Source organism: Lysobacter sp. MMG2, assembly GCF_016735495.2.
Lineage (GTDB): Bacteria > Pseudomonadota > Gammaproteobacteria > Xanthomonadales > Xanthomonadaceae > Lysobacter_J.
In genome coordinates this window covers 235,127-253,652 of sequence record NZ_JAERQY020000003.1, presented here as the reverse complement: position 1 = coordinate 253,652, position 18,526 = coordinate 235,127, and the positions used below count along the sequence as shown (strand labels likewise).

18 protein-coding genes are annotated in these 18,526 nt (G+C 69.9%); 4 read left to right on the top strand and 14 right to left on the bottom strand.

From position 1 onward, the window contains the following. Positions 1–156 precede the first annotated feature (156 nt). Positions 157–1,011 (top strand): undecaprenyl-diphosphate phosphatase, encoded by an 855-nt coding sequence (locus JI752_RS13085; RefSeq protein WP_216964756.1) that lies wholly within the window; start codon positions 157–159, stop codon positions 1,009–1,011. Positions 1,012–1,110: 99 nt separating this feature from the next. Next, complete coding sequence (locus JI752_RS13080; protein ID WP_216964754.1) at positions 1,111–1,950, top strand: META and DUF4377 domain-containing protein; 840 nt, start codon at positions 1,111–1,113, stop codon at positions 1,948–1,950. Between the two features lie 57 nt (positions 1,951–2,007). Here JI752_RS13080 and JI752_RS13075 read toward each other — a convergent pair whose 3' ends face one another. The 13 genes from JI752_RS13075 to JI752_RS13015 all read right to left on the bottom strand — a co-directional run bounded on the left by JI752_RS13075 (position 2,008) and on the right by JI752_RS13015 (position 13,845). After that, the gene (locus tag JI752_RS13075) at positions 2,008–2,634 is read right to left on the bottom strand and encodes a YbhB/YbcL family Raf kinase inhibitor-like protein (protein ID WP_216964751.1); all 627 of its coding nucleotides are present in this window, start codon (positions 2,632–2,634) and stop codon (positions 2,008–2,010) included. 80 nt (positions 2,635–2,714) lie between these two features. Then, entirely contained in the window at positions 2,715–4,787 is a 2,073-nt protein-coding gene (locus JI752_RS13070; RefSeq protein WP_216964749.1) for a tetratricopeptide repeat protein, read from the bottom strand. 106 nt (positions 4,788–4,893) lie between these two features. Next, complete coding sequence (locus tag JI752_RS13065) at positions 4,894–5,391, bottom strand: hypothetical protein (RefSeq protein WP_254200757.1); 498 nt, start codon at positions 5,389–5,391, stop codon at positions 4,894–4,896. A gap of 122 nt (positions 5,392–5,513) precedes the next feature. Next, a complete protein-coding gene (locus tag JI752_RS13060; RefSeq protein ID WP_216964747.1) occupies positions 5,514–6,503 on the bottom strand; it encodes an alpha/beta fold hydrolase in 990 nt (329 codons plus the stop codon). Between the two features lie 66 nt (positions 6,504–6,569). Continuing rightward, positions 6,570–7,376: a lysophospholipid acyltransferase family protein gene (locus JI752_RS13055; RefSeq protein ID WP_216965360.1), complete on the bottom strand. Its 807-nt coding sequence runs from the start codon at positions 7,374–7,376 to the stop codon at positions 6,570–6,572. A 112-nt stretch (positions 7,377–7,488) separates the two neighbouring features. Then, complete coding sequence (locus tag JI752_RS13050; protein ID WP_216964745.1) at positions 7,489–7,935, bottom strand: hotdog fold thioesterase; 447 nt, start codon at positions 7,933–7,935, stop codon at positions 7,489–7,491. Between the two features lie 230 nt (positions 7,936–8,165). After that, a complete protein-coding gene (locus tag JI752_RS13045; protein ID WP_216964743.1) occupies positions 8,166–8,351 on the bottom strand; it encodes a hypothetical protein in 186 nt (61 codons plus the stop codon). A gap of 34 nt (positions 8,352–8,385) precedes the next feature. Continuing rightward, positions 8,386–8,574, bottom strand: a complete 189-nt coding sequence (locus JI752_RS13040; RefSeq protein ID WP_216964742.1) for a hypothetical protein — start codon at positions 8,572–8,574, stop codon at positions 8,386–8,388. A gap of 408 nt (positions 8,575–8,982) precedes the next feature. Beyond that, positions 8,983–11,028 carry a phospholipase D family protein gene (locus tag JI752_RS13035; RefSeq protein ID WP_216964740.1) on the bottom strand — a complete coding sequence of 682 codons (2,046 nt, stop codon included), beginning with the start codon at positions 11,026–11,028 and terminating at the stop codon, positions 8,983–8,985. Then, positions 11,025–11,636, bottom strand: coding sequence for a YceI family protein (locus tag JI752_RS13030; protein ID WP_216964738.1), 612 nt, complete (start codon positions 11,634–11,636; stop codon positions 11,025–11,027). The genes JI752_RS13035 and JI752_RS13030 overlap by 4 nt, the downstream gene beginning before the upstream one ends. Further along, a complete protein-coding gene (locus tag JI752_RS13025) occupies positions 11,627–12,103 on the bottom strand; it encodes a histidine phosphatase family protein (RefSeq protein ID WP_216964737.1) in 477 nt (158 codons plus the stop codon). The genes JI752_RS13030 and JI752_RS13025 overlap by 10 nt, the downstream gene beginning before the upstream one ends. Before the next feature lie 72 nt (positions 12,104–12,175). Continuing rightward, positions 12,176–12,808: a ParA family protein gene (locus JI752_RS13020; protein WP_216964735.1), complete on the bottom strand. Its 633-nt coding sequence runs from the start codon at positions 12,806–12,808 to the stop codon at positions 12,176–12,178. A gap of 125 nt (positions 12,809–12,933) precedes the next feature. Then, positions 12,934–13,845: an AEC family transporter gene (locus tag JI752_RS13015; protein ID WP_216964733.1), complete on the bottom strand. Its 912-nt coding sequence runs from the start codon at positions 13,843–13,845 to the stop codon at positions 12,934–12,936. 320 nt (positions 13,846–14,165) lie between these two features. Here JI752_RS13015 and JI752_RS13010 point away from each other — a divergent pair, with 320 nt between their 5' ends. Continuing rightward, entirely contained in the window at positions 14,166–15,653 is a 1,488-nt protein-coding gene (locus JI752_RS13010; protein ID WP_216964731.1) for an AAA family ATPase, read from the top strand. A gap of 73 nt (positions 15,654–15,726) precedes the next feature. Further along, the gene (locus JI752_RS13005) at positions 15,727–16,872 is read left to right on the top strand and encodes an MBL fold metallo-hydrolase (RefSeq protein ID WP_216964728.1); all 1,146 of its coding nucleotides are present in this window, start codon (positions 15,727–15,729) and stop codon (positions 16,870–16,872) included. Here the strand turns inward: JI752_RS13005 and JI752_RS13000 are convergent, their stop codons facing one another. Beyond that, positions 16,873–18,516: a putative 2OG-Fe(II) oxygenase gene (locus JI752_RS13000; protein WP_216964726.1), complete on the bottom strand. Its 1,644-nt coding sequence runs from the start codon at positions 18,514–18,516 to the stop codon at positions 16,873–16,875. Between the last annotated feature and the right edge of the window lie 10 nt (positions 18,517–18,526).

The following is an 18,526-nucleotide window of genomic DNA, read 5'->3' as shown; positions in this document are numbered from 1 at the left end:
TCTGTTTGCACCAAATCGATGCAGCCGGTGTGACGGTTGCGTCAAGGTGGTGCGTCCATGGCCATCCGGTATGCTGCGCCGTTCCGCGCTCGCCGTCAGCGAGACGCACCGCGTTTTTGCGAATCCCCAATCCCGAATCCCGAATCCCCCAGCCCAATGACAGACCTGCTCGCCGCCCTGCTGCTCGGCATCATCGAAGGCATCACCGAGTTCCTGCCGATCTCCAGCACGGGCCACCTGCTCATCGCCGAGCGCTGGCTCGGGCATCGCAGCGATCTGTTCAACATCTCCATCCAGGCCGGCGCGATCCTCGCGGTGGTGCTGATCTACCGCCAGCGCCTGTGGGACCTGGCGATGGGCTTCCTGGGCAAGCGCGCGCTGGCCGAGCACAGCCCGGCGGGCATGCCGATGGACGCGGCCGAAGCGCGCGACTACGCCTTCAAGCTGGCCGTGGCCTTCGGCATGACGGCGGTGCTGGGCGTGATCGTGAAGAAGCTCGGCTTCGAGCTGCCCGATGAAGTGACGCCGATCGCCTGGGCGCTGGTGCTGGGCGGCGTGTGGATGATCGCGGCCGAGCATTTCGCGGCCAAGCGCGCGGCCGTGCTGGGCGAGCGCACGACGATCACCTGGACGGTGGCGATCCTGGTCGGCATCGCGCAGGTGGTGGCGGGCGTGTTCCCGGGCACGTCGCGCTCGGGCGCGACGATCTTCGTGGCGCTGCTGGCCGGTACGACCTCGCGCGCGGCGGCGACGGAATTCGCTTTCCTCGTCGGCATTCCGACGATGTTCGCCGCCACCGCCTACGAGCTGGTGAGCGTGCTCCACAACGGCGAGGCCGCGCACGAGGACTGGGCCGCGCTGGGCGTGGCCTTCGTCGCCTCGGCGATCACCGCCTTCATCTCGGTGAAGTGGCTGCTGCGCTACATCCAGAGCCACCGCTTCACGGCGTTCGCGATCTACCGCTTCATCCTCGGCGCGGTGCTGCTGTACCTGATGCCGGCCGGAAGCTGACGCGTTTTCTGAACGGGGCGTGTTTCCGGAGCGGGGAAGCTTCACCCCGTCCTAAGCGCCGGTCCGTTTCCATGGGTCGCCTTTTTTCAGGAGAGCCCCATGAAGCGATTCGCCCTGTTGACCCTGTCCGTCGCGCTGGCCGCCTGCGCGCGCGCGCCGCAGGAACCGCCGGCCTCGCCCGCCGCCACGCCGGCGGCGACCTCGCCCGCCACGCCTGCCGCACCGACGGCCGCGATCGACACCGCCGTGCTCGGCGGCCATCACTGGGTGCTCGAAAACGCCGTCAATGCGAAGGGCCAGCGCATCGACGCCCTGTTCGCCCGCGCCGACAAGCCACTGCGCCTGAACTTCGTCGACGGACGCGTCGCGGTGGAGAACAGCTGCAACCGCATGAGCGGGCGCTACACGCTCGACGGCGCGACGCTGACGCTGGGCGACATGGCCTCGACGATGATGGCCTGCACCGACCCGAAGCTCATGGCGCTGGACGGCGCGGTTGGCGAGCACCTGAAGGGCGCACTCACGGCCGCGCTGCAATCCGGCGCGACACCGGTGCTGACGCTGACCGGCGCGAACGGCGACGCCTTCACCCTGCGCGGTGAACCCACCGCGCGAACGCGCTTCGGTGGCCCGGGCGAAACGGTGTTCCTCGAAGTCGCCGCGCAGCCCAAGCCGTGCAGCCACCCGCTGATTCCGAACAAGCAGTGCCTGCAGGTGCGCGAAGTGCACTTCGACGAGAAGGGCCTGCGCACGGGCACGCCGGGCGACTGGCAGCCGCTGTTCCAGGACATCGAAGGTTTCGAGCACGTCGCCGGCACGCGCAACGTCGTGCGCGTGAAGCGCTATGCGATCCAGAACCCGCCGGCCGACGCGCCGTCGCAGGCGTATGTGCTCGACATGGTGGTGGAGAGCGACGTGTCCGGGGCGCCTCGCCCTTGAGGCGTGCCGTGTGACCCGGTGCGTTGCGCCCGGGTCACACGCCAGGTTCGCGGGCGCTCAGCCCGTGACCGACGCGTTGAGCGAATAGGTGCCGTACATCGCCACCTCGTCGAGCACGTGTCCGTGCATCGCGCGTTGCACGTCGCCGGCGGTGAAGCGTTCCGGCAAGTCGAGGCGTTCGACGTCGAGCGCGTACAGACGGAAGAAGTAGCGGTGCAGGCGCAGGTCGTTCGGCGGCGGGAACGGGCCGTCGTAGCCGCGCCAGTCGCCGGCCATCGAGGCATCGCCGGCGAACCATCCGGTGTAATCGTTCAGGCCCTGGCGCGCGCCGGCCGGGCCGGACGGGTTCTGCTTGCCGTGCGGGACGACGCCGTCGCTGCAGCTGCCGGCGGAGATTTCGCGCACATCGGCGGGGATGTCCGCCATCGCCCAATGCGTGAAGTCCGCGCGCGGCTGGTCGGCGGGGATTTCAACGCCCGGCTTGCCGACCATCTCGGCAACCGTCGGCACGTCCGGGTCGATGCACAGCAGGGCGAAGGACTTCGTGCCGGCCGGCACGCCGTCCCAGGCCAGGTGCGGATTGCGATTGGGCGCGAAGCCGAAGCCGTCGGCGGTGGGCTGGCCGGCGGCGAACTCCGCCGGCAGGCGCTCGCGGTGCTGGAAGCTGTTGCTGCGGATCTGCATGGGTTTCTCCGGGTGACGCATCGAACGGTAGCGTGGCGCGGGGGTGGTGAGTCCCCCGCGCATCCGGGGGGAACCCGGACTTACTCCGCCGGATAGCCCAGCCGCTGCGCGAGCGGGGTGAGCAGCTCGAACTCGTTGGCCAGCGTGTCGCGGAAGCGGCGCCAGTGGCCGGGCTCGAAGCGCACCGGGCCCAACTCGTTCTGCCGCGCGACCGCGACGCCGATCTGCAGCGCGTCGGCGATCGCCTGGGCGATGCCATTGGCGTCCTGCGCGATGTCGTCGAGCTTGATCAGGCGGTGTGGGAACAGGTCCTGCTCGTGCAGATCGGCGATCTGCGCCAGGTTCGCGGCGAGCCAGCGCGCGGCCTCGTCGGGCGAGGGCAGCGCCAGCGGCACCGGCGAGCCGAAGGCCAGCCAGTCCACCAGCATGTCGCGCGGGTCACGCAGCGCGACCATCAACACGGCCTCGGGCAGGTGCGCGCGCAGGGCGAGCAGCAGCGCGTTGTCCCACCACAGCAGCCAGTCGAAGACGTTGCCGTCCTGGATGCCGCGGCTCGGCAGCGCGGCGCGCCACAGGCTGATCATGTACGCCGGGTCGAGCGTGCCGTCGAGAAGTCCCGGCACCGTCGTGTAGCGCTGCAGCGGGTCGTTCGGCGGCTGCGCGCCGAAGCGGTCCGCACGCAGCGGCGCACCGGCCTGGTCGAAGGTGAGCGCGATGCGCTCCACCAGCGAACCCGGCGGACCCCACAGCAGCAGCACCGCACCGGCCGGGTCCGGCAGCGGCGCCATGTCGGGCCACTGCGGGGCACCGACGCTGATCTCCGGCAAAGGCAGGCGTTGATCGACGACTTCGGCGTGCAGCTCGGCCCAGGTCGCAACGGCGGCATCGGGCTGACCGGCGATGTCGAAGCAGCGACCGAGCAGCTGTCGCAGCGCGCGCTTCACGCCGGCATCCGGCGCCTGCGCGAGCAGGCTTTCCACGCGCTCCACGGCGGCGTCGGGATCGCGCTGCAGCAGGGCGTCGATGATGCGCAGCTCGGCCTGGGTGTGGCCCGGCTGCAGTTCGGCGATGCGGCGGGCGATGGCCTCGGCCTGTTCGGATTCGCCGACGCGATCGTGCAGCGTGGCCTGCGCTTCGAGCGCGGGGACGAAATCCGGCATCGCCGCGCGCCAGCGCTCGATCACCTTGCGCGATTCCTCGCTGGCGAATTCCTCGAACAGCAGTCGCGCGCGCCACAGGTCCGCCGACGCCACGTGTTCTTCCAGTGCGGCATCCAGCGTCGTGCGCGCTTCCTCGAAGCGCTCCGTGCGGCGCCAGGCCTCCAGAAGCGGCAGCACGTTGCGACGATCCTGGGGGTCGGCGGCGAAGGTCTGGCTCAGCAGTTCCAGGGCGCGCTCGTTGCGGCCGGCTTCCAGCTCCAGCTCGCCGACCATGCGCTGCATCGCCACGGTGACGTCGCCGCTTTCCAGCAGCGGAGCGAGTTCGTCGGCGGCATCGGCCGGACGGCCCTGGCGACGGACCAGGTCGGCGACGAGCAAGCGCAGCGGGCGCGAGGTCGGGTCCTGTTCGAGCTGGCCGCGGAAGGCCTGTTCGGCGAAGGCGAAATGGCCCTTGGCGAGGTAGGCGAAGCCCAGCGCATGGCGCAGTTGCGCGTCGCCCGGTGCGCGTTCGGCGGCGGCGCTGATGATCGACAGGGCGCGGTCGGCGTCGCCGCGGCGAATCGCCAGGCCGCCTTCGAGCGCAGCGATGTGCGGATGGTCCGGCGCGATGCGCGAGGCGGTGCGCGACAGGCGGGCGGCTTCGTCCAGATCGCCGCGCGCCAGCGCCAGGTGACCCTGGATGATGTAGGCCGGGAACTGGTTCGGGTCCAGGCCGGTGGTGCGGGCAAGCGCCGCCTGGGCTTCGTCGAGCTGGCGCTCGTGCAGCAGCAGGCCGGCGCGTTCGAGGTGGAGCGTGGCGTCTTCCGGCGCCAGGGCGATGGCCTGGTCGATCGCGGCCAGCGCGCCTTCGCGGTCACCGCCCAGGCGCAGGCCGGCGGCCAGCAGGCGGTGCGAGGTGGCGTCCTGCGGCTGCGCGGCGATGGCCTCGCGGGCGGTGGCGATTGCGTCGGCGGCGTCGCCGCGGCGCAGGGCCTCGATGATGGATTCGTGCATGGACGGCTCGGATCAGGCGAAAACCGCGATTGTAGCGGTATGTCCGACCGTGCCCGCCGCTGTGTGCTGGGCGGTGTCCGCAGCCCCGCGCACGGCGGGGCAGGCGTCAGCGAATGAAGGGCGGCCGTGCCTGCATGCGCGGACCCGGGCCCATCGGGCCGTAGCCCTCCCAGGCAGGGTAGTAGCCCGGCCCGAACAGGGCTCCCTCACTGCGACCGACGTTGATGTCGATGTTGACGTGGCTCGCGTCGCCTTCGTCATCGATGTAGGTCTTGTCGAGGTTGATGTTGGCGGCCTGCCAGTTGGCGTTGCCGGTCCGGCTGGAGTAACCGATGCCGGCCTCGACGCTGCCGTGCACGCGCCAGTCGTTGGGGTCGTCGCCTTGCGCGCTCCGAAGCGTGGTGCGTCGGCCGTGGTCGCCGTACCAGCTGCCCGGCGGATCGTTGCGATAGCTCACGTCCGGATCGGTGCTGGTGAAGCCGATGCGCTGCTGCGGCACGCTCAGGTCCAGCGCAGCCGCATCGACATCGTCCTGCGCCATCGCCGCCGTGCACAGGCTCAGGCCGGTCGCGAACAGGACGGCACGCAGGGGGGAGCGCTTCATGGCAGGTCTCGATGGACGGGCGAACGACGCGTCGCCGACTTCGACGCTATCAACGCGCGCTTGAATGCGCGCTGTCGGCAACCGGGCATTTTTGTGTCATCCACGACACACGCACTTCGCGATCAGGCCAGCGCCTTGCCGATGCGGCGCGCGATCCAGCGTTCCGCGAAACCATCCAGCTTCGCGCTTTCCAGGAAGCCGCAATGCCCGCCCCAGGGCGAGATCTCCACCTGGGCGCTGTCCGGAAGTTGCAGCTTGCGGAAGCCGTCCACCGGGATCACCGGGTCGTCTTCGGCCATCAGGATGCTTGCCGGCACCTGCAGCGAGGCGAGGCGGTGGTCGGCGATGGAGTAGCCGTCGAAGTAACTCTCCAGGGTGCCGAATTCGGTGTGGCGTTCGACCATCCATTGCGTGAGCGGGCGCATGCGCAGGCCCAGCACCTGGTCGTCGAAGGCGTGCGTCTGCGGGAACAGCTCGCGCTTGCGCGCCAGCGAGCCGCGCCACTTGCGCTCGAAGTACCACAGGTACACCGGCAGCCCCTGCTCCATCGACTCCATCGTCCGTGCCGGATCCAGCACCGGGCAGACGGCCGCGACGTGCTCCAGGCGCACGCCGGCGCTGGGCGCGCGCAGCGCCAGGCGCAGCGCGAAGTTGCCGCCGAGCGAGTAACCGGCCACCGCCATCGGCCGGTCCGGATACAGCTTCGCGACCGCCGCCGCCGCCCGCACCACTTCGTCGATGCGGTTGGAGTGGAACAGCCCCTCGTTCAGATGGTGCGTATTGCCGTGGTCGCGGAAGTTGAGGCGGAAGACTTCGAAGCCTTCGCGCAGCAGCTGCACCGCGGTGAGCCGCATGTAGCTGGAATCGACGCTGCCTTCCCAGCCGTGCAGCAGCAGCACCAGGCCGCGCGAGGGACGCTCGGGCAGGGTGGAATGCACGCCCTGCAGGCGTACGCCTTCGCCGGCGTCGACGGTGTGGAGGGTGCTGACCGCATTCAGGTCCGCGAGACTGCGCTCGCCATGTCGGCGACGCAGTGGACTGGAACCCAGCACCGATTGGACATGCGCATTGCGCAGCCAGCGGGGCGGAGAGTAGTCGGAGGCGGTCAGCATGCCTGGGACCATAGCCGTACGGAATCGAGTGCTCGCACTAGTGCCTTACACCCAAGAACGTGAAGTTCAGCTCGTCATGGCCGCGATGATGCGCGAGCGCGCAGTCTCGGCGATGCGGCGACGGCCGTCGGTCTCGCCGGGCAGGATCGGCTCGAGGAAATGCACCTCGGCCAGCCGTGGCGGTTCGCCCAGCAGACGCAGGAAATTGGCCAGGAAGCTCTCGCCCGGCTGGAAGGCCACGACGTGCTGGGCATCGCCGTGCTCGCCGTAGCGCAGCGCGACCGGCTGCACCGGCACGCCGGCCTCGACGGCGGCCAGGAAAATGCGGGCGTGGAAGGGGCCGATCTCGCGTCCGCCGCGCGTGCCGCCTTCGGGGAACACGCCGACCGAGCGGCCTTCACGCAGCCGGCCCAGCATCTCGTGCAGCACGCCGCCGAGCGATTCGGTGCTGCCGCGCGCGTGGAAGATCGTCTCGCCGCGCGAGGCCAGCCAGCCCACGACCGGCCAGCTGGCGATTTCGCGCTTGGCGACGAAGCCCATCATGCGCTGGCTGTGCAGGGTCTCGATGTCGATCCAGCTGACGTGGTTGGCGACGAACATCGCCGCGCCCGGCAGCGGCGTGCCGACGCGACGCAGGCGGAAGCCGAAGATCCACATCAGCCCGGCGGACCAGGCGCGGATGGCGCGATGCTCCAGCGGCTCATCGCCCACGCGCACGTTCTCCAGGAACGGCACGGCGGTGAGCAGCGTCAGCGGCAGGTCGACGAACACGTGCCACAGCAGCAGCGGCACGCGGACAAGGTAACGGAGCGCGCGCGCGGCGGGCGCCGTGGTCGGCGCCGTCGCGCCGGCGTGGGGAGACGGCGCATTCATTGATGCACGATACCTAAGCACCGCCGCGGCGACCAGCGCCATGAGCGGGATGCGTCGATGCGTCCAGACAGGTTCCGCAATGCGCCGCGCGCATGCGCCTTCGCGACACGACTCACGGGCGCGCGATCACCGCCACCGTCAGCCGCGAGATGCACACCAGCTTGCCGCGCTCGTCCTCGATGCGGATCTCCCACACCTGCGTGCGACCGCCCACGTGCAGCGGCCGCGCGGTGCCGGTGACATGGCCCTCGCGCACGCCGCGCAGGTGGTTGGCGTTGATCTCGATGCCGACGCAGGCCTCGTCCTCGCCCACGCACTGCATCGCGGCGCTGCTGCCCAGCGTTTCGGCGAGCAGCACGGAGGCGCCGCCGTGGAGCAGGCCGTAAGGCTGATGGGTGCGGTGATCGACCGGCATGGTGGCGCGGATGAAGTCGTGGCCGACTTCGGTGAACACGATGCCCAGCGGCTCCATCGCCGTGTTGCGCGACATCGCGTTGAGGGCGGCCAGATCCGGCGGAGTGCGGAACGGCGAACGGGGGGCGGTGGGGGCGTCGCTCATGCGGCCACTTTAGCGAGGCCGGGGAATAAAAGGGGCCCGGCAGTCAGTGCGTCGTTACGGAGAGAATCCGACGCACCGGCTCCGGGCCAGGGGGAATGGGGGATGGTTTCGATGGACTGGGGTTCGATCGGTTCCTGCATGGGTCCTGCTACGGGAGACGAGGTGTTGCCGGACGAGTTGTTCTTGGCGCCGGGGGAAGCGCGGTCAGGCGCTGGGCCTGGAGGACGCCGTCATGCGCAGCGGAAACGCGGCTGCATCCAGTCCTGGGCGTAGTGGCGGCTGGTGGCGTAGCCGCTGCTGTTGCCGTAGCCCACGCCGAAGTCGCGTTCGCGATGGACGTGACGCACCGGCAGCGGAATGACGACGTTCGCGCGCGGGGCGGAGGGGGAGGTCGGGATGGCACGGAAGGCGTTCATGGCGGTGTCCTGGAATTCGGTACTGCGTGGTGAATCAGGCAAAGCGGAAGCGCGGCGGCGCCCACTCGGTCGTGTAGCGGCGGTTGCTGGCATAGCCACTGCTGGTGCCGTAGCCGACGCCGAAATCGCGTTCGCGGTGGTTGCGCGACGGGGCGTTCATCAGGGCCAGCGGGGAAACCGGAGCGGACTTGGCGGACGGGGCGAAAGTGGTGAGGGCGTTCATGGCGGGGTCCTTCGTGGGGGTGGGTTACTGCCTTGGTGTGTTGGTAAAGTACAACACCAGATCTATTCCGCCATGGGCCATAAGTCACCCCACCGAAGACCTATCTGACGGGGCACGGCCGGAGCCGGAACTTGCTGATATAGATGGACATTTCGGCGCTACCGTTGCCATGACTGATGGCAGGGGTGCGGCCTGGGCCCACGCGGACACGCCTCGCGGTCGCCAGCTGGGACGAGAGGGAGGGTGAAGACCGTCACATTCAGGAAGGTGACTGCGCTCGTCCGCATGGGGGGCGGAGCGGCCAGTGCGCAAAAACGCCCCGGGCGGCCGAGCCCGGGGGCCGGCGCGAGCACGCGAGGAAGGGGATTCCGCCCGTTGTCCGGGGGCGGCGAGCCCCTCAATCGCCGATCAGAGGATCGGCGCCAGCCCCGCGCCGAACGCGGTGAAGATCCGCGTCGTGATGCCCTTCAGGCCCGTCGACACTTCGGGGAAGTCGCCCACCGGTTGGTAGCACGCGCGGAAATCGGGATTGCTGGGCAGCAGGGGCTGCGGGCAGTCCGGCCCGGGCACGAACTCGTAGCTGGTGGCGTAGCGCATCGGCCACAGGTCCAGCACGGGCATCGCCTCGAACATCTTGCCGATCGAATAGTTGAGCCCGGAAAACACCGGCGGCTTGTCGCGCCGCGCGATCACCCACGAGTTCGCCGGCGTGATGTCGCGATGGATGCTCGCGCGCAGTGCCTGCGCGAAGGGCCGGTCTTCGATCACCACCGCGCTCTCGGTGTTGTAGTGATCGCCGCGCGGATCGAAGTTGTGCGTGCCGACCACGCCGATGCGGCCGTCGATCACCATCGACTTGGCGTGCAGGCCGATGCGCACGCCCGCGCGCTGCAGCGGCACGGGCTGGTTCGCGCCGCGCGAGCTGTAGCGCAGCGCGCTGTACTCGCGCGACAGGGCGCGGCGGTACTGGTCGCGCTCCAGCGCGCTGCGGCGGTCGTAACGCTCGCGCAGTTCGCGGTGGGTCTGGCTCAGGTCCTGCGGCGGCGGTTGCGACGGACTTGCCGCAGATGCCACGGTGCCGCCGCTTTCGCCCTTCAGCGCGCGGCTGGCGGAGAGGGACGCCGGGTCGGCGGCCGAATCCTCGTCGAACCCCAGGTCCGGCAGTTCCGCGCCGGTGGCGGCGATGTCGATCGGCGCATCTTCCGGGAACGGCTTGTACTCGAAGATGTTGAAGCCGAACTCGCGCAGGTAGCGGCGCTTGTACTTGTACGACAGCGCGTAGGCGATGAACGCATCCGTCGCCGCCAGGCTGTTGGTGGACACGATGATCTTCGGCCGCTCGTCGAACGGGCGCTCGTGCAGCTGGCGGAACATGTCCTGCGCGGCGTCGGAGAGAACGAGGTACGGCGTCTGCAGCACCACTTCCTCGCGCGCCGATTCGATCAGGCTGCGCAGCGAGCCCGAAGCCACCGCCTGCTGGTCGGCGTTGACGGCCTGGTGCTTCTCCGGCGTGTCGGAGATGTAGCGCACGTGGCCCACGCGGATCGCCTGCGACACCAGGCGCTGTTCGATCAACGCACTGTCGGCGGCATCGCGCAGCATCGCCTGCGCGCGCTGCGGGCGCTCGAAATGCGCGGGCGGCAGCGCCGGCACGCCGGCGGTCAGCAGCCAGCCGCCGACGTCGTCGAGGCGTTCCACCGGCGTGCTGCGGCGGTCGTTCCAGAACAGTGCGAAGTCATCGCGCATGACGTGCGCGACGGGGCCGGCGACGAGCAGGTCGCGGTCGCGGAAGTTGTACTCGTCGTCCCAGTCGTAATAGTCGTCCTGGTAATTGCGCCCGCCGGTGATGCCGACCGCGCCGTCCACCAGCAGCAGCTTGGTGTGCATGCGCTGGTTGAGCGTGCGCCAGCAGCAGGCCGCCGCCAGCGCGTATTGCGGGTAGCTGATCTGCGCACGACCCAACACGGGGCTGTACAGCTTCAACTCGAAATTGACGTGCGCGCCGGCCAGCGCGGCCAGGGTTTCCACGTGCTTGAGCGCGGCGAGCTGGTCGATCAGCACGCGCACGCGCACGCCGCGGCGCGCGGCGGCGAGGAGTTCGTCCAGCACGAGCCGGCCGGCGTCGTCCTCGTCGAAGATGTAGGTCTGCAGGTCGATGGCGGTGGTCGCGCTGCGGATCAGGTTGACGCGCGCGAGCAGGGCGTCGGGGCCGCGGTCCAGGATCAGCGCGTAATGCACCGGCGCCTCTGGAGTGGACTGCGCGAAGGCGCGAGCGGCCAGGTCGCGCAGTGGCGAACGCTGGGCGCACGCGTCCATGCGCGTGCAATCCACCTGGGTGGAGCGCGCCTGCACCACCGTTTCCGTGGCGCGGTCACGCTGGGCGCCGGACAGCGAGGCGCAGGCGCCAAGCGCCAGCGACAGCACGGCCACGCCGATCCGCACAATCGCTCTCACGGCGTCGTCGCCTCGACCAGGCGCACGCGCAGCATGAAACGCACCCGGTCGACGAGCGCGAACTGCCAGCCGTCCAGGCCGTAGTCGTCGCGGCTGATGCTGCCGCTGGCGAGGACGTCGCAATCGGTGCCGGGACGCTCGCAGTTCGCGTCGGAGAGGTAGAACGTCTCCATGCGCGTCACGCCGTGCATCGAAAGCCGCCCGCGCATGCGCCCGCCGGTCTGGATGAGCGTGTCGGGGTGCGGGTCGGAGACGAATTCGATGTAGGGGTAGCGTTGCGCATCAAAGAAACTCGGGCCGCGCGCGAGCGCGGTGTAACGATCGGAACCGGCGACGATCACCTCGGCGGTGCGCAGCACGATGCGCACGCGGTGACGGCCGTCGGCCAGGGTGCTGACCTCACCCTCGTACTGCGGGAACACGCCCGACACGCGCTGACCCCAGCGCGTGCGCAGTTCGAAGCCGAAGCGGGTGTAGGCCGGGTCGAACGAACGCTTGCCCGTCACTTCGGCGACATCGGCCGGCCCCTGTGCCCAGGCCGGCCAGAGGGCCAGCAGGCACGGCAGCAGTAGACAGGCTATGCGCGGCGTGCGTTCCCTCACGGCCACCAGAAGGCGCTGAGCTGGGCGACGCCCGGCTCAAGGCTGACGCCGGCCGGCACGCTCAGCACCGCGATCCCGGACGGCGGCATGCCGCGATAGTCGCCGGACTGGCCGCTGTGCAGCAGCGCTGCCAGCCGCTCCAGTCCGGGATTGTGGCCGACCAGCATGAGCCGCTCGACCTCGCCGTGCGCATCGGCCAGCGAGATCAGCGTGCCCGGCGTGGCCTCGTAGATCGACGGTTCGATGCGCTGGTCGACGTAGCCGATGGCGGCCAGCACGGCTTCCAGCGTCTCGCGCGTGCGCCGCGAGGGCGAGCACAGCACGCAGTCGGGGATCAGCTTGTTCTCCGCCAGCCAGCGGCCGGCCGCCTCGGCCTCGGCCAGGCCTTCGGCGGAGAGCGGGCGGTCCAGGTCGGCCTGCCCATTGCTGGCGGGTTCGGCGTGGGCGTGTCGTAGCAGGATCAGTTCACGCATGCGCGCGCGGCTCCGGGTCGCTGGGGTGAGGCGGGTTCAAGGACCGCCATTATCACGTAACGACGTGATGGCTCAGCCTTTCTTCAACCACTTGAGCAAAGGCTGCCAATCGTCCTGGTGCTCGCGCACCTGCACGGAGTGGTAGTCGAACAGACTTTTTCCCAGTCCGGTCAGCACGACGTACGCCTGGCTGTCGCGCAGCTGCGCCACGACCGGGTACGGCCAGGCGGCCAGCAGTTCCAGCGCCTGCTGTGAGGCGTTGGTCCACGGCTTGAGCTTGTTGCCCACCAGTCCGACCCGCAGCTGGCCCTTGCGCACCCGCGGGTGCCGCGCGAGGGAGTCCAGGAACGGCACCGTCGCCTCGATGTCCAGCGCGGAGGGCTGCACCGGGACGATGACGGCGTCGGCCTCTTCGAGGAACACGTCGAGATCGTCGGCCATCGAGCCCGCCGGCGCATCGATCACGAGCCGCTGGGTGTCGTCGGGCAACTGCTTGCGCCACGCCTTGCGGCGGGTGCCGTCGAGCGGCAGCACGGCACTTTCCAGCCCGGCCCGGCGCTGGGCCCAACGGGTGGAGGATTCCTGTGGATCGGCATCGACCAGCGCGGTGCGCAGGCCTTCCAGTGCCGACTGTGCGGCGAGGTGCGTGGCGATCGTGGTCTTGCCCACGCCACCTTTGGAACTGGCCACCAGCACGGTCTTCATGCGGACTCCCCTCTGGATGGAAGCCGCAGCGTACACGGGGTGGGCCGACGGAACCATGCGTGGTGCGGCCGGGTGCGCCCTCCGCCGCGGCAGGTTCAGCTGTGGGTGAAGCCCGCGCCCGGGCGTCAGGCCCCGGCGCCCCAGGCGGCCCAAAGCGGCAATGTCGCCAGCGACAGCAGCAGCCCGTACCCGACCATCGCCGCCGCCAGGCGCGGCGCCAGCCCATGGACGATGGCCAGCGCGCCGGCGGTGACCATCGACGGCATCGCGGCCTCCAGCACGGTGACGCGCGCCATCGGACCGTGCAGGCCCAGCAGCGGCACCAGCAGCAGGGCCAGCGCGGGCATCACCGCAAGCTTCAGTACGAGGCCGACCGCCAGCGGCTTGAGTTCGTCGCGCGGCAGGGCGAAGCGCACCGACAGGCCGATGGTCAGCATCGCCAGCGGCAGCAGGGCATCGGACAGGCGTTGCAGTCCGTTCGCAAGCCAGCCCGGCGGGTCGGCCGGCATCACCGTGAAACCCGCCCCGAGCGCCCACAGCGGCGGGAACTTCGCCACGCGCAACGCCATCTCGCGCCATGACGGCGCGTGCTCGCCGCCGTAATGCGCCAGCGTCCACAAGCCGAAGGTGGATAGCACCAGGAAGGTGCCGAACTGGTCGTAGACCACGGCGTAAGGCAGCGCATGCTCGCCGATCAGCGCACGCGTCAGCGGATAGCCGAGGAAGCTGGTATTGCCCAGCGCGACGGTGAGCATCAGCACGGCGGTCTCGTCGCGCCGGAACTTCAGCCAGCGCGACAGCGCGCCCACCGCCGCCACGGTTACGCCCAGCAGCAGCCACGGCACGGCGATCACGCCCAGCAGCGCCGGTTCCAGATGCAGTTGCGGCACGTAGCGCAGCACCGCCGCCGGCAGGCAGACATAGAGCACGACCAGGTTCAGCGTGCGCGCGGCATCGCCGGGCAGCACGCGCAGGCGCTGGAAGAGGTAGCCCAGCGCGAGCATGAGCAGCACGAGGGCGAAGGCGTCGAAAGCCATGGGGTGGGGCGCATTGCGGGGGCGACCACTGTAAAAGCGGCGGCGGGGATAAGGAATGGCGGGTGGATCGCCCTACGTAATGCCGTCATCCCCGCGCAGGTCAGCCGCGACATGCTCTCCGGAGAGTGTGAGCCTCCCGCAGTTGGATTCCCGCCTGCGCGGGAATGACATGCTCTTGCGAATCCCGAATCCCGAATCCCGAATCCCGAATCCCGAATCCCGAATCCCGAATCCCGATTCCCGATTCCCGATTCCCGAACCCGGCCCGCGCCGCCCCATCCCCTATCATCCACGCACCGACACGGACGCCCTCAAGCACGATGACCGACCTGCAGGACCTCACCGCGCTGATCCGCGCCAACACCCCGCTCATCGTCATCGAGACCCGCGACGAAGCCCGCGTGGTCGAGCTGTTCCGCCAGGCGCTCATGCACGTGTGGCGCGCGCTGCACCGCTGGTCGATCACCGAAGGGCTGCGACGCATCGACCTGGACCGCGAGGACGAGGCCGAGATCGCGCCCGATGCCTCCAACACGCTGCAGGCGATCCGCAACGCCGACCAGCGCGGCATCTACGTGCTGCTCGATTTCCACCCGTACCTGGGCTACGCCGGCACGCAGCGCCAGTTGCGCGACATCCTGCAGCGCCGCGATTGCCAGCCGCACGTGCTGGTGCTGGTGGGCCACAAGGTCGAACTGCCGGCGGAACTGGATTCGCTCGCCGTTCGCTACACGCCGCGCCTGCCCGACGCCAACGCGCTGCTCAAGCTGGTGCGCGAGGAAGCGGAGAACTACGCGCGCGAGAACGGCGGCCGTCGCGTCGAAGTGAACGGCGAGGCGGTGAAGCAGATCGTGCGCAATCTGCGCGGCCTCGATCCGATCGACGCGCGCCGCATCGCGCGCCAGCTGATCTTCAGCGACGGCGCGCTCGGCCCAGACGACCTGCCCGCGCTGGCGAAGCTGAAGTTCGAACTGCTCAACCGCAGCGGCCATCTGCATTACGAATACGACACCGCGCGCATGGACGACGTGGCGGGCGCCTCGCGCTTCAAGCGCTGGGTGCAGCAGCGTCGCGACGTGTTCGTCAGCGGCGACGCGCCGGCGGGCCTCGATCCGCCGAAGGGCGTGCTGCTACTCGGCGTGCAGGGCTGCGGCAAGTCGATGCTCGCCAAAGCGGTCGCCGCCGGCTTCGGCGTGCCGCTGGTGCGGCTGGACTTCGGCACGCTGTACGACAAGTTCCACGGCGAGACCGAGAAGAACCTGCGCGCCGCGCTGTCCTCGGCCGAACAGTTGGAACCGTGCGTGCTGTGGATCGACGAGATCGAGAAGGGCCTGGCCGGCGACGGCGGCGACAGTGACGGCGGTGTCTCGCGGCGCGTGCTCGGCTATCTGCTGACGTGGATGGCCGAACGCAAATCGCGCGTGTTCCTCGTCGCCACGGCGAACCAGATCGACGCGCTGCCGCCCGAGCTGCTGCGCAAGGGACGCTTCGACGAGATCTTCTTCGTCGACCTGCCCAACGCCGCCGCGCGCGAGCAGCTGTTCGCACTGCACCTGCGTCGCCGCGCGCTGGATGCAGCGTCGTTCGACCTGTCGGGGTTGTCGGCCGCGAGCGATGGCTTCTCCGGCGCGGAGATCGAGCAGGCCATCGTCGCCTCGCTCTATGCCGCGCATGCGTCGAAGGCGCCGCTCAACGACTTCCTGCTGCGCGCGGAACTGAAGCAGACGCGTCCGCTCTCGGTGCTGATGGCCGAGCGCGTGCACGAGCTGCGCGAGTGGGCGCAGGGAAGGACGGTTCCGGCGGACTGAGCATGACCTACGGGCCGCGCGAGCGGGCCCCGGCGCGCTCCAGCATGGCGGCAGTCCACGCGGAGCTCCGTCGATGCGACCGATCCAGGGATTCCAAGCCGGCCTGCTTGCCGCCGCGTTGGTGCTGGCGGGCGCGCTGTCCGCCGCTCCGTCCGCCGACGTGCCCGCGCGCCCCACGGCCGAGGACGGCTACTTCCAGACGATCGTCCGCGTCGACGACGGTGTCTGGCTGATCGCGCAACCGCAGCCGTTCCACATACAGCCGATCGGCAACGTCGTGGTCATCGAACAGTCCGATGGTCTGGTGCTGATCGACGCCGGCGGTTCGCCCGGCGCGGGCCGGCGCATCGTCGAGCTGGTGCGTTCGGTCAGCGACAAGCCAGTGAAGGCGGTGGCGATCACCCACTGGCATGGCGACCACGTGCTCGGTCTGTCGGCGATCGCGCAGGCGTGGCCGACGACGGAGATCGTCGCCACCGATGCCACCGATGCGCATTTGCGCGGGCGCTCGATGAAGGCCTATCCGAAAGGCGCGCCGGATGCGGCATTGCAGGCTGCGTTCGACGCGCGCCTGGACGGCGCCGAGACCTTCCTGCGCGACACGCTCGCCAAGCCCGGCCTGTCCGAGCGCGAGCGCGCGGGTTTCGAAGCCTCGCACCGCCTGTTCGCGCAGTACCGCCAGGACACGCGCGGCCTCGTGCTCGCATTGCCGACGCGCACGTTCGGCGATTCGCTGCGGCTGGACGACGGCCTGCGTCCGGTCGAGCTGCTGCACCCGGGCCGCGGCAACACCGACGGCGATCTCGTCGCGTGGCTGCCACGCCAGCGCGTGCTGGCGACGGGCGATCTGCTCGTCGCGCCGATTCCCTTCGGCTTCAACGCCTATCCGGCGGATTGGCAGGCCACGCTGCGCGCGCTGGAAGCGAAGCGGCCGGCGATGTGGATCCCCGGCCACGGTGCGCCGATGCGCGACAGCGCGTACGCCGGGCGCGTCATCGCGCTGATCGGCCACACGCGCGACGCAGTAGCACCACTGGCGAAGCAGGGCACGAGCATGGAAGAAGCGAAGAAGCGCGTCGACCTCTCGGCAGACCGCGCGGTGTTCGTCGGCGACGACCCTTGGCTGACGCGCTGGTTCGATCGCTACTGGACGCAGCCCTTCACCGATGCGGCGTACCGGGAAGCGAAAGGGCAGCCGATCGAGCAGGGCGAAGGCTGATCACACCGCCGCAAGGTCGAACGAAATGCTGATCCGCTCGCCTTCGCCGGCATAGGGCAGGGTGCGGTGGAACAGGTACGACGGAAACAGCAGCAGCGTGCCGACCTGCGGGCGCACGCGGCGCAGCGCGGTGTCGGGCGGCGACGGGAGGTTGGCGAAAGGTCGGCCGAATTCGATCCAGCCCGCGTGCGTGGCGTCGTCGTCGCCGATCGCCGGCGGCAGTTCGACGTAATACGCGCCGGAGAGCCACGAATCCTCGTGGATGTGCGTGTCGATGAAGCCGCGTTCGGCGGCCTGCGTCGCCCAGACGTGCATGCGATAGCGCGCGGGCACGTTGCGCAGGAACACATCCTCCTCACCCGATGCGGCGTCGCCCGCGCGCGCTTCACGGCAGCGCGCGAGGAACGCATCGATCGCCTCGCGCAGCCGTTGCTCGAAACCGACGATGGCCGGCGTGCGATCGGCGAGCAGATCACCGCTGAGATACGCATTGCGCGCCGCCAGCCCCGCCGGTTCCCAGCGCTGCTGGCTGTGGCGGCGGATGTCGTCGGCGAGCGCGACGTGAAAGGCGTCCGCGTCGGCAAAGCCCTCCGGCGTCGGCAGCGCGATCGCGTGCACATGACGATGCAGGCCCAGCCACTGCGTCGCGCGCGCCGCATCGTCCTGCGCCATCGCGACGCCCAGGTGCGCGATCGCGCGCTGGTCGTCGGGCGCCTGGCGAAGCGCATGGGCGAGCGTCGTGCGCGCCGCGTCCGCGCGGTCGTCGTGCAGCAGCGCGATGCCGTGCTGGCGGCGCAGCAGCGGCGACTCGACGCCGGCATCGAGCGCGTGCGCGTAGACCCTCACCGCTTCATCGGTCTTGCGATTGAGCTGCAACTGCTCGCCCAGCGTGTTCACGGTTTCGACGTCGCCCGGTGCGAGTTCCAGCGCGCGTCGCGCGTAGGCTTCGGCGCCGGCGGCGTCGCCGAGCTTGCGCGCAAGGATCGCCGCGTTGCGATGGGCTTCGGCCAGTGACGGATCGAGCCGTAACGCGTGCAGCGCATGCTGCAGACCCTCCTGCAGCGATTCGCGATCGAACAGGTTGGATTGCAGTGCGGCCAGCGCCTGGTGCGTGCTCGCATCGTTCGGGCGAAGGCCCAGCGCGTTGCGCGCAGCAGCGATCGCGGCGACGTAGTCCTGCTGCTTGCCGTGTGCGGCGGCGAGGTTGTTCCAGGCTTCGGTCCAGTCCGGCTTGAGTCGCGCGGCGACTTCGAAACCCTGCGCCGCCTGCGCGTGATCGCCCGCGAGGAACGCCGCGGTGCCGTAGCGGAACGCCGCGCGCGGTTCCTGCGGCAAGCGTTGCATGGCCAGATGCAGCGAGGCCATCGCGGCGCCGTGCTCGCCCGCGTTCAACTGCATCGTGCCCAGGTCGAGCGCGGTGGCGCCGTCGTCGGGTCGCAGCGCGAGGGCGCGCTGCAACGCGGCGCGGCAACCGGCCGCATCGCCCAGCGCCTGCAGCGACATCGCGTACAGGCGCCATGCGTCGAAGGAATCCTGCGCGTGGCGCAATGCCGTTTCGCAGTCGGCGCGCGCGGGCGCCGGTTGTCCCTGCTGCAGTGCGAGCCACGCGCGTCGCAGCAGGGCGGTGACGTCGGCGCCGCTCACGTCAGCGCCT